The 11467-nt window shown below is 66.2% G+C and carries 8 protein-coding genes; 7 read left to right on the plus strand and 1 reads right to left on the minus strand.

All coding sequences use genetic code 11. The features are described 5' to 3' along the window. The first annotated feature begins 209 nt into the window (after window positions 1-209). Genes R9J51_RS15575 through R9J51_RS15600 form a run of 6 tightly spaced genes read left to right on the plus strand, consistent with a single transcriptional unit; the run spans window position 210 to window position 9008 of the window. Window positions 210-3035 (plus strand): TonB-dependent receptor domain-containing protein, encoded by a 2826-nt coding sequence (locus R9J51_RS15575; protein ID WP_179504995.1) that lies wholly within the window; start codon window positions 210-212, stop codon window positions 3033-3035. 2 nt (window positions 3036-3037) lie between these two features. Then, entirely contained in the window at window positions 3038-4069 is a 1032-nt protein-coding gene (locus tag R9J51_RS15580) for a LysR substrate-binding domain-containing protein (RefSeq protein ID WP_184117313.1), read from the plus strand. Then, window positions 4069-5397, plus strand: a complete 1329-nt coding sequence (locus R9J51_RS15585; protein WP_179504997.1) for a citrate:proton symporter — start codon at window positions 4069-4071, stop codon at window positions 5395-5397. Before R9J51_RS15580 ends, R9J51_RS15585 begins: the two co-directional genes overlap by 1 nt. Before the next feature lie 11 nt (window positions 5398-5408). Further along, a complete protein-coding gene (locus tag R9J51_RS15590) occupies window positions 5409-6734 on the plus strand; it encodes an acyclic terpene utilization AtuA family protein (protein ID WP_179504998.1) in 1326 nt (441 codons plus the stop codon). Then, a complete protein-coding gene (locus R9J51_RS15595) occupies window positions 6734-7042 on the plus strand; it encodes an AtuA-related protein (RefSeq protein WP_179504999.1) in 309 nt (102 codons plus the stop codon). The genes R9J51_RS15590 and R9J51_RS15595 overlap by 1 nt, the downstream gene beginning before the upstream one ends. Beyond that, a complete protein-coding gene (locus R9J51_RS15600) occupies window positions 7035-9008 on the plus strand; it encodes an alpha/beta hydrolase domain-containing protein (protein WP_179505000.1) in 1974 nt (657 codons plus the stop codon). The genes R9J51_RS15595 and R9J51_RS15600 overlap by 8 nt, the downstream gene beginning before the upstream one ends. A 141-nt stretch (window positions 9009-9149) precedes the next feature. Here R9J51_RS15600 and R9J51_RS15605 read toward each other — a convergent pair whose 3' ends face one another. Next, on the minus strand, window positions 9150-10919 hold the full coding sequence (locus R9J51_RS15605) for a tannase/feruloyl esterase family alpha/beta hydrolase (RefSeq protein WP_179505001.1): 1770 nt from the start codon (window positions 10917-10919) through the stop codon (window positions 9150-9152). Window positions 10920-11038: 119 nt separating this feature from the next. Here R9J51_RS15605 and R9J51_RS15610 point away from each other — a divergent pair, with 119 nt between their 5' ends. Beyond that, a complete protein-coding gene (locus R9J51_RS15610; protein ID WP_168555274.1) occupies window positions 11039-11455 on the plus strand; it encodes a MarR family winged helix-turn-helix transcriptional regulator in 417 nt (138 codons plus the stop codon). The last annotated feature ends 12 nt before the right edge of the window (window positions 11456-11467 follow it).

The raw sequence follows: 11467 nt of genomic DNA on the forward strand, positions 1-11467 counted from the left end.
ATGATCGGCGGCGCTGGCCGGCCGGTGCGGCGTTTTATAATTTCAGGTTATAAGATGATCCGTTCATTATATTTCACTTGATCACGCTGCCGCGCCATTCCGCCCCCACAACAAAACACCACCATGGTGGAGAGGGCAACGAGGCGAGCCAGCCTTACGGGCTGCTGCGGCGGCAACACCTCTTCGGCGATGGTGACCTGGAGGTGTACATGAAGGGCTTTTCAACGATCCGGTGCAATCTGCTCGTCGGTTCTGCGCTGGCGATCTATGTGATGGGCGGAGAAGGCACGGCGCAGGCGCAATCGGCTCCACCCGCGGATCAGCCGGCGCCGGCCGAACCCAAGCCGCAAGAGATCGTGGTGACCGGTTCCTACCTCGGCAACATTCGCCAGGAAAACCGCGCGTCGCCCATTCTTGCGGTGGACAACGCCGCCATCGCGCGCACCGGCTCATCCTCGATCGGCGATCTCACCCGCTTCATTCCGCAAAACGTCGGCAGCACCGGGGGCTTGCAGGATCTTTCCAAGGGCGGCGCCGATACGCGCGATACCCGCTCTGCCAACCTGCGCGGTCTTGGCGCCGGCTCCACCCTGGTTCTGCTCAATGGCCGCCGCGTGACCCCGCAGGGCGGCGACGATTACGTCAACCTCAACAGCCTTACCCCCGACATCGCGATCCAGCGGGTCGAAGTCCTGCTCGACGGGGCTTCGTCAACTTATGGCGCCGATGCGGTGGCTGGCGTTTTCAACGTGTTGACCGACACCCGGTTCACCGGCCTGAAGGCCAGCGCCCAGTTCACCAGCGTGGCGAAATCGCCGGCGTGGAACGCGCAGGCCATGCTGGGCGTGGGCAACGATCGCTTCCACACCGTGCTTTCGGGCTCCTATCGGTTTCAGGACAATCTCCAGAATTCCGATCGCGCGGTCACCAATTTCTTCAACCCCACGGCGGCCGGCTATCCCGGCAGCTATCTGCTGACCGGCCGCCCGCTTACCGCCACCGGGGGCCATGTGGTGATCAACGGCAACGATTACACCGCGCTTTACGATGCCAACAAATCGGCCACCGGCACGCTCAAGGTGGTGGACCCCAATTGCGGCGCGGATGGCACCAACAGCGTCTATTCCCCCGCCAGTGGCGCCACGTTCGGCCTGGGCAACTGCCTCTACAATTTCCAGCCCAAGAACCCGATCCGGCCGCGCGCGCGCAGCATCAACATCCACAACGACACTACGTTCGAAATCAACGACGCCAACACCCTGTTTGCCGAAATCAGCTATTACCATCAGGATTCCCAGCGGTTTGGCGTGCCGTCCTATGCGCAGAATGCCGGCAATGCGACGATGCCCGCGTCCAATCCCTACAATCCGTTTGGCGTGGACGTGCTGTTCTATGGCCGTGTCATCGGTGCTCAGGGCTTTCCGGGTGGCTACGAATATCGCGTGATGCGCGACACGGTGAACCAGCAGCATTATGTGGCCGGGGCGCGCGGCAGCCTGATCGGGCGATGGAAGTACCTGGCCACCGGCACCTACTCGGCCTCGCAGACCATCGCGCGCGATCGCGATACCGACATGAACCTGTTCCAGGCCGCCCTGCGCGGCTATGGCGGCCCTAACTGCAACACCAATTTCCTCGGTGGTGGTAGCGGCGCCGTGGCCGGACAGGGCAGTTGCCTCTATTACAGCCCGTTCCAGGCCAACCTTGCGCAGATGGATCCCTCGCTGATCCACAATCTGCAAAGCGACGTCTTCACCGATTTCAAGCGCGAATACTACATTGCCGAAGCGGTGGTGAACGGCCCGCTGGCCAGCATCGCCGGCCACGAGATCAACGTGGCGCTGGGCGCGCAATATCGCCGCGAGAAATCGACCACCACGTATTCCGACCTGCTGCTTTCGGGCTATGGCGGCTTCTTGGGCAAGCATCTCAACACCGCGTTCTCGCGCGAAGTGAAAAGCGTGTTTGCCGAAGCGAACTACCAGCCGATCGACAGCCTCACGCTCAACCTGGCGGCGCGATACGAAGACGCCGGCGGCTATAGCAAGGCCGTGCCAAAGGTGGCGGCCAATTGGCGCCCGACCGAATGGTTCTCGCTGCGCGGATCGTACAGCAAGGCATTCCAGGCGCCCACGCTGGCCAACGGATCGGCCTCGTTGATCGGCACCAACGTGGTCAATGTCACCGACCCGGTCGATGGCACCACCTCGTTCCGCACGATCCAGACTTATGGCAATCCCGATCTCAAGCCGCAGTCGTCCACGGTCTACAACATCGGCGCCACATTCGTGCCAAAGCGCGGCGCGCGCTTCTCGATCGATTACTGGAAGTATCAGTTCAACAACCAGATTTCGACGCAGAACCCGCAGCAGGTGGTCAACACCGCGCCCAACGGCAGCGCGGTCATCCGCGATCCGCTGACCGGCACGCTGCAATCGGTGATCGTGACCAGCTTCAACGCGCCCAGCGGCACCAAGACCGCCGGCCTCGATCTCCAGGGCCAATATGCGTTCGATGCCGGCCCCGTCCAACTGACGCTGCGGGACACGCTGACCTATCTCTTGGCCTATGACGTCGATACCGGCGTGCTGCTGCGCGATGCCAACGGCAAAGTGACGGGTTCGGTCGTCTATGATGGCGTAGGCTATCGCAATGCCTTCACCCAATCGCCCACGTCATCCTCGGCCGCGCCACGCTGGCGCAGCGTGGCCGGCATCGACGCCGGGTATGGCCCTCACACGCTGTCCCTCACCTGGCGCTACACCGCCGGCGTCAAGGACGATTACGGGCAAAGCCTCAACACCTCGGGCAGCGGCGCGGTGGTGCCGACCGTCGCCACCAGCGTCAGCGCCTTTTCCGTGTTCGACGCGCAATATAGCCTGAATTTCGGCAAGGAAGATCGCTATGCGCTCACGCTCGGCGTGATCAACATGTTCAACACCGCGCCCGGATTTGCCAAGTACAACGGCTACCTGCCCTCGATCGCCGATCCGTTCGGACGGCAGGTCTATGCGCGCATCGCGGCCAAGTTCTGACGATGGGTGGCGGGCTTGAGCGCAGCATTCCAGCCGGGGCCGGCGCCTTTGCCGCCTGCCTGCTGGACGACGCGCGCAGCGCCCGCCACCATGCGCCGGCCGCACGATCGCCCGTGCGGTTCCCTCTGGCGCACAGGTTCCGCATGCCCCGCACCCCCAGCCTTTCCACTTTGCGCCAGTTCCGCATCCTCGCCCAGGCGGCCAACTTCAGCCGTGCGGCAGAACTCGTGCATGTGTCGCAGCCGGCCCTTTCGCGCACCATTCGCCTGCTGGAAGAAGATCTCGGCGCCCGGCTGTTCGATCGCAACCGCCGCCATGTTGCCCTCACGCCGGCTGGCGAAGACCTGCTGCGGCTGACCGAGCGCCTGATCGCCGATTTCGACGACGCGTTCGATCAACTGGGCCAGACGTTGTCGGGCCAGCGCGGCCGGATCGCCCTGGGCGTGCTGCCGTCCTATGCCGTGGGCGACCTGCCCGGCGTGCTCAGCCGTTTTCGCGATGCCTGGCCCGGTGTCGATGTCACGGTGCGCGAGGGGCTCGCGGGCACGATCTACCAGAACTTGCGCGAAAGGCTGATCGATCTGGCGGTGATGACTCCGCCCGACGACGCCGGGGAGGACTTCACGTTCGTGCCGCTGTTCACCGATCCCTGCGCGCTGGTCTGCCGCGCAGGAGAAGCACCGGCCGATCCCGGCTGGCACAGCTTTGCCGATGCCCCCTTCATCGCCATGGCGCCCACCAGCAGCGTGCGCCAGATCACCGATGCGGCCCTGGCCCGCGCCGGGCTCGCCCCGCGCCCGCTCTATGAATGTGCACAGCCCGCCACGCTGGGTGCCTTCATCGCCGCGGGCCTGGGGATCAGCGCGCTGCCGCTCTCGTGCCGTCCCATGGTGGGGGCGCATGATCTGGAATGGCATCGCCTGGATGACAGCCGGGCCGAACGAGTGATCGGCATTGCCCATCTGTCGGGCCGCAGCCCCTCCCCCGCCGCCCAGAACATGCTGAGCCTGCTGACCGCCAAGGGAGCATGCTGATGTCGGTTGCAGCCGTCCTGCCCGTGGGGGTTCTGGCGCTGGGGGCGCTGGCCATCGTCGGCGTGATGCTGGCGGTCATTCTCACCAACCGGCTTTCCCCGCTCGCGGCAATGATCCTGGTGCCGGTGATCGGCGCGATCCTGCTGGGCCAGGGGGCCGGCGTTCCGGGCTGGATCATCGCGGGCGTGACCAAGATCGCGCCGGTGGCCGGCATGTTCGTCTTTGCCATCCTGTTCTTCGGCGTGGTCAGCGATGCCGGACTGCTGGCCCCACTGGTAGGCGCGGTCTTGCGCCTGGTGGGGCGCAAGCCGTCGCGCATTACCATGGGCACCGCGCTTTTGGCCTTGCTGATCCATCTCGATGGGTCGGGCGCGGTATGCTTCCTGATCACGGTGCCGGCCATGCTACCGCTTTACGACCAACTCGGCATGGACCGCCGCATTCTGGCCTGCTGCGCCTCGCTGGCTGCCGGCGTCAATTTCCTGCCGTGGACGGGGCCCACCTTGCGCGCCAGCGCCGCGCTGCATCTTACCCCGGCCCAGATTTTCACGCCGATGCTTCCGGTCCAGCTGGTCGGCCTCGTCTTCGTGTTCGCCGCAGCGTGGTGGATGGGACGAGGCGAGGAACGACGCCTGGCCGCCTTGCCCGGCGCGCCAGCGGCGGCCGATGCCGTGCCGACCGCCCCGGCGACCGCGGACCCGCTGCACCGCCCGCGCCTGTTCTGGCTCAACCTGGCGATTACGCTCGCGGTCATTGCCCTGATGGTCACCGGCGTGGCAGAGCCGGCCGTCGTCTTCATGGTCGCTTTCGCCCTGGTCCTGACGATCAACTATCCGCGTGCCGAAGAGCAGCGTCTGCGGATCGAGGCACACGCCCGCCCCGCCATGATGATGGCCGGCGTCCTGTTTGCAGCGGGCGCGTTTACCGGCATCATGAACGGCGCAGGGCTGATCCATGCTCTGGCGCAATCCAGCGTCGCGCTGGTTCCCGAGGGCATGGGGCGGAGCATTCCGCTGCTGGTCGCGCTCACCGCCATGCCGCTCAGCGTCGTGTTCGATCCCGACAGTTTCTATTTCGGCGTCCTGCCGGTGGTGGCGCAAGTGGCCGGCCATTTCGGCGTGCCCAGCGTGCAGGTGGCCCAGGCCGCGCTGCTCGGCATGCACACGGTCGGCTTTCCGATCAGCCCGTTGACCCCGGCCACCTTCCTGGTGGCAGGCCTGAGCCGCATCGAACTGGGCGCGCACCAGCGCTTTGCCTTTCCCTGGCTGCTGGGCGCCACCCTGGTGATGACCGTGGCGGCGCTGGGCATCGGCCTGATCGGCATATGAGTGAGAAAAGCATGAGAAGCATACGCATCGGTGCCGGGGCCGGCTTTGCCGGAGACCGGATCGAGCCGGCCGTCGAATTGGTCGAACGGGGCGAACTGGATTACCTCTGCTTCGAATGCCTGGCCGAACGCACCATTGCCCTGGCGCAACTTGCGCGGCGGCACGACCCGTCCGCCGGCTATGATCCCCGGCTGGCGCGTCGGATGCGCGCGGTGCTGGGCCCGGCCATGGCCCGCGGCGTGCGTATCGTGTCCAACATGGGGGCGGCCAATCCCTTGGCGGCCATGAACGCCGCGCTCGACGTGGCGCGCGAGATGGGCCTGGGCGGCATTCGCATGGCCGCCGTGCTGGGAGACGATGTCCTGACCAGCATTGCGGGCCAGGATCACCCGCTGATCGACCGCGAAGGTTCGCTGGCCGATCTGGCGCCGATTTCGGCCAATGCCTATCTCGGCGCCTTTCCCATTGCGCGTGCCCTGGCCGAAGGCGCGCAGGTGATCTTCACCGGCAGGGTGTGCGACCCTGCGTTGTTCCTGGCGCCGATGATCCATGCGTTCGGCTGGGCCGAAGACGATTGGACCAGGCTGGCGCGAGGGACGGTGGTTGGCCACTTGCTGGAATGCGCCGGGCAACTGACCGGAGGGTACTTTGCCGATCCGGGTTACAACGACGTGCCCGGCCTGGCGCGGCTGGGCTTTCCGCTGGCCGAAGTGGGCGAAGACGGCAATGCCGTGCTTACCAAGGTGGCCGGCACGGGCGGGCAACTGACGCTCGCCAATGCGCGAGAGCAGGCGATGTACGAAATCCTCGATCCCGCCCGCTATCTGCAGGCCGATGTTGTCGCCGATTTCACCACGCTCCAACTGGCGCAGGCCGGGCCCGATCGCATTGCGGTTTCCGGGGTTACCGGCCATCCGCGGCCCGAAACCCTCAAGGTATCCGTCGGCTATGAGGACGGCTTCGTGGGCGAAGGGCAGATCGGCTATGCCGGGCCGGGCGCGGCGGCGCGTGGGCAACTGGCGCTCGATATCGTGGCAGAGCGGCTGGCCTTGCTAGGCCTGCCGCTCGATGAAGTCCGCTACGACCTCATCGGTGTGAACTCCGCCAATGTCACGGGCCGGGCGCCAGATCCGGCCGAAGTGCGCGCGCGCGTTGCCGCTCGCTGCGCCGACCGCGCCATCGCGGCAGAAATCGGCGCGGAAGTGGAGGCGCTCTATCTCAACGGGCCCTCTGGCGGCGGCGGCGTGACCACCACGCTGCGCGAAGTGGTGGCCGTTGCCTCCATCCTCATCGGGCGCGAGACGGTGACGCCTTCCATTGTCCACGGGGTCAGCTGATGCAGCTGCGTGACCTCGCCCATGCCCGCACCGGCGACAAGGGCGACACTTCCCAGATCTGCGTCTTCGTGCGCGATGCTGCCCAGTTCGCGCGGCTCGAAAGGCTGTTGAGCGCCGAACGGGTGGCCGCGCACCTTGCAACGCTGCGGCCGCAGCGGATCGAGCGCTTCGTGCTGCCCAATCTGGGCGCGGTGAATTTCGTGTTGCACGGGGTGCTCTCGGGCGGCGTCACGCGCTCGCTGGCGCTCGATGCCCACGGCAAGACGCTGGGCGCGCAACTGCTGGATATGGAGATCGACGATGCGTAGCGCCCTTCTGCTCGGCGGTGCCCTGCTGGCCCTTGCCTCTGGCGCGCAGGCGCGGGTCACGGCCATCCATGTCGAGACACGCACACCCGCTCCGCTCACGCCCGGAGAGCGCCCTTACGAGATCATCACCGGCACGTTCGAGGGCGATGTTTCGCCCCAGCGCGATGCGATCATCACCGATATCGCGCAAGCGCCACGCCAGCCGAATGGCCGAGTGGCCTATAGCGCCACCTTTGCCATCGCCCGGCCGCTCAAGGGCGGCAGCGGCGTGCTGTTCTACGATGTTCCCAATCGTGGCAATGGCAAGGTTGGCCCGGACGAAGATGGCCACATCCGCGTGATCAGCGGTTGGCAGGGCGATCTCGCCCCGGCGCCGGGCGTACAGACGGCCACCGTGCCCACGGCCAAGGGCCTCACCGGCCTGGCCCTTGCCCGCGCCACCGATCTGGCGGGCAGCACTTGGGGGCTGACCGGCGGCATTGGGCGCCCGGTGCCGCGCCCCCTGCCCGTTGATCTCGACCCGGCCCATGCCCGGCTCTATCGCCAGGGCAGCGATGCCGCCCCGTTGCAGCCGATCCCGCCGGATCAATGGGCATTTGCCGATTGCCGCGCCGCGCCCTTCCCCGGCACGCCCGATCCGGCGCGCATCTGCCTCAAAGGTGGGTTCGATCCCGGCCAGGCCTATACCCTGGTCTATCAGGCGCGTGACCCGCTGGTGCTGGGTATCGGCTTTGCCGCCACGCGCGATCTTGTCGCCTTCCTGCGCCATGCCCGAACCGATGACCATGGCACGCCCAATCCGCTGGCCGGGCAAGTTCGCTGGAGCGTGGTCAGCGGCACGTCGCAATCGGGAAATTTCGTCAAGAGTTTCATCAACCTCGGTTTCAACCAGGATGAAACCGGCGCGCGGGTGTTCGATGGCGCCAACCCCAATATCGCCGCGCGGCAGGTGCCGCTCAACTTGCGCTTTGCCGTGCCCGGCGGAGCGGCCACCCTGTTCGAGCCTGGCAGCGAGGGCACCCTGTGGTGGACGCGCTATGCCGATACCTTGCGCGGGCGTGGGCGACACAGCCTGCTCGACCGCTGCTCCGCCACACACACCTGCCCCAAGATCATGGAGACGTTCGGTTCTACCGAGCTGTGGGGGCTACGGCTTTCTCCGGCGCTGGTCGGCACCGATGCGCGGGCGGATGTGCCGATCACGGCCAACGTGCGCCGCTATTACTTTCCCGGCGTTACCCATGGCGGCTCCTACACCGGGGGCATTTCGCTCGATGGTGACAAGCCCTGGCCTGGGGCACCGGTCTGTGTGCTGCCCAACAATCCCAACCCCTCGCTGCCCACCATGCGCGCGCTGCTCAAGCGCCTGGTGCAATGGGTCAGCACCGGCCGGCCCCCGCCACCCAGCCAGTATCCCACGTTGGCCCACGGCGATCTCGTCGCGCCAACGGCCGCCACTATGGGCTGGCCAGCCATCCCCGGTGCGCCGGTGCCGGACGGCAAGTTGAACGAACTGCTCGATTACGACTATGGCCCCGGTTTCGATTATCCCGATCTATCCGGAGTGATCACCCGGCAACCTCCGGCCATTCGCCGCACCATTCGCTCGTTGGTGCCGCGCGTGGATGGCGATGGCAACGAATTGGGCGGTGGGGTGCCTTCGGTCCAGCACCTGGTGCCACTGGGCACGTATCTTGGCTGGAACGTGCTGGCCCATGGCTATGGCGCAGGGGGCCCATGCGGGTTTGCCGGTGGTTTCATTCCGTTCGCCGTCACCCGCGCCGAACGCCTGGCCAAAGGCGATCCGCGCCCCTCTCTCGAAGAACGCTATGGCACGCACGCCGGGTTCGTCGCGCGGATCAAGGCCGTGGCCGCGAGGCGCGTAAAGGAAGGCTGGCTGCTACCTGACGATGCCGCGCGCCTCGTGGCCGAAGCCGAGACCAGCCCGGTCCTGCGCCAGCCTTGAACGGACCCGATCAGGTCCGCACGCGCCCATCGGCGCCACGAATGACATGTTGGCCTCGTTGGCGGTGGACAGGTAATCGATGAGGCCACCGCCATGTTCGGCCACCCGCGCGGCATAGCGGGCGAACAGTGCGCTCCCGCCTCACTCCCGACAAACAGACGACGATGCGCTTTCGCCGTCGCCGGCCCGCGCATGGGGCCATTGCGGATAGGGGCACAACAGGCGGGTTCGGCCCGGCCATGGGCTGTCTTCGCCCGCCGTGGCCGTGATTGCCTTGGGTGCCACACCCTTTTCCCGCCAGGCGACCAGCGAGGAGAAGATGTCAAAGCGATCGGTGGCGGGGCCACCGCGCCCGTGGTTCATGCCCGGCACCGCGTAGAAGCGGATGAACCGTGCCGACTTGCCATGTTCGTGCCGATCCACGGCCGCCAGCCAGCGGATCGTGTCCAGCACGGAAAAGACCGGGTCGCTCACGCCATGGAACAGGATGATCTTGCCACCGCGACGGTAGAACGGCGAAAGATCAGTGGCATCGGCGTGCATGAAATCCACCGGCGCTTCGTGCAACGGCCCCCATGGCACATGCGCGGCGCGATAGGCCTCGTCGATGTCCGCGCCAAGCGCATAGCGGGTGAGCGACGTGACGTTATCGGCCACATCGAGCGGCGGGGAGCGGAATACCGCCGAATTGCTGGGCGCGCCAAGGCGCAGCAACGCGCCGTTGTTGATGGGAGAGGCATAGGAACCCATTTTCCAGATGCGCCATCCTTGGGTTACGCCATTTGCCGTCTTTGCGCCGATTCCGGCATCCCACGCCCAGTCGGAATAGATTGCCTTGCCATCGCGGGTGTGCGGCCCACCCATCACCTGGCGCAGCGCCGCGACCTGCATGGGCAGCAGGCAATCAGGCGTCTTTTGCGCCGGGTCATCGCCATGGCACGTGACCTTGGCGAGTTCGGGAACGACACGCGCCGTGGTGCAGGCGGTGAAGTGCTCGATCATGCCATCGGTGCGCCCGTCCAGGCTATCGCAGGCCTTGAGGATCGCCCCTTGCGCCAGCAGGATGTCCTCGTCGCTCATCGCCTTGTTGACGAGCGGCAGGCCATCGCTGCCGACCTGGCCCATGGCCTTGGCCACGGCGGCAAAGGCCTGTCCATCCCAAAGCTGTGCGATGGACGCGTGGGCAAGGTGGAAACCTGGATACCCGATCAAGGCGGCATCGAATTCCTGCGGGAACCGCTGCACCGCCATCATCGCTTCCTGGCCACCCTTGGAACCGCCGACGAAATAGGTGAACGCAGGCGCGCGGCGATAGTAGGCGCGGATCAGCGCCTTGCCCGCCTTCACCACCGGGCCGATATAGCCAAAGCCATAGTTGTGGCGCGCTTGCGCATCGTGGCCGAACGTCACCACGCCCTGGCGCGCGGGATCGGTGTTGACCGCATTGTCATGCCCGGAATCCGAAGAAACGACGGCATAGCCCTGCCCCAGCGCGGTTACGCCCGGCTGGCTGGAAAAGCCGCCCGCCGCATCGCCAAGGTTGCCGTCAGACCCGCCACCTCCTTGAAACACGAAGCGGCCGTTCCACCCTGTCGGCAAGCGCACGTGGAACTTGATGGCATACGTCTGCCCATTGGCACCGGCGCGCTCCTGCATCTTGCCTATCACTTCGCAATGGGCGGGCATGGCCGGCGTGGATGATGCAGGCCGGCCTTCTTCTGCGGGGCGCGCTTGCGCAGGCGCCGCCTCGCGAAAGGCGGCAAGCGACAGCGTGGTGGACGCATCGGGAAAGGCCACCCTGGACAAGGCGGCGCAATCCTGCGCGGACGAAACGGGCGCGGCCTGCGCGGGGCTGGCCCAGGCCAGCAGCGTTGCCAGTGTCAGCGGGGCCATTGCCAGATCGTGCTTCATCGCCGCTCCTTCGCTCTGTTCTTGATCGCTATTGGGTTATGCTAAATAACACGGTCCGCGCAGGGCAACCGCCGGCGCCCCTCTTGCCCAGGCCGCATCAGATCGAGATGGACATTTCCATGGACAATCCGTTCCTCGCCTATCCCGGCTATCTTCTGCGCCGCGCGGCAAGCAGCCGCCTGGCCCAGTTGTCGCAGCATCTCGAACCCATGGGCGTGGGCGTTTCGGAAGGCTCGATCCTGGTTCTGATCGGCCGCAATCCGGGCCTGTCGCAGGCGGAATGCGGGCGTTTGCTGTCGATCAAGCGCCCCAACCTCAACCCCATCATCCGCCGCTTCGTGGAACGTGGCCTGGTGGTGACCAGCCCCGGCCGCGGGCGCATCCAGACGTTGAACCTCAGCCCCGCGGGCAAGGAACTGGCCACCCGCATCGTGGCTGAATTCTCTGCCCACGAGGCGCGCATCTATGCGTCGGTGCCAGAGCATCTGCGTGCCGAACTGGTTCCCTTGCTGCGGGCGCTGTGGTGCCCGCCTTGATCGGCTGCGCCG

Source organism: Novosphingobium rhizosphaerae, from assembly GCF_050920675.1.
GTDB classification, from domain to species: Bacteria; Pseudomonadota; Alphaproteobacteria; order Sphingomonadales; family Sphingomonadaceae; genus Novosphingobium; species Novosphingobium rhizosphaerae.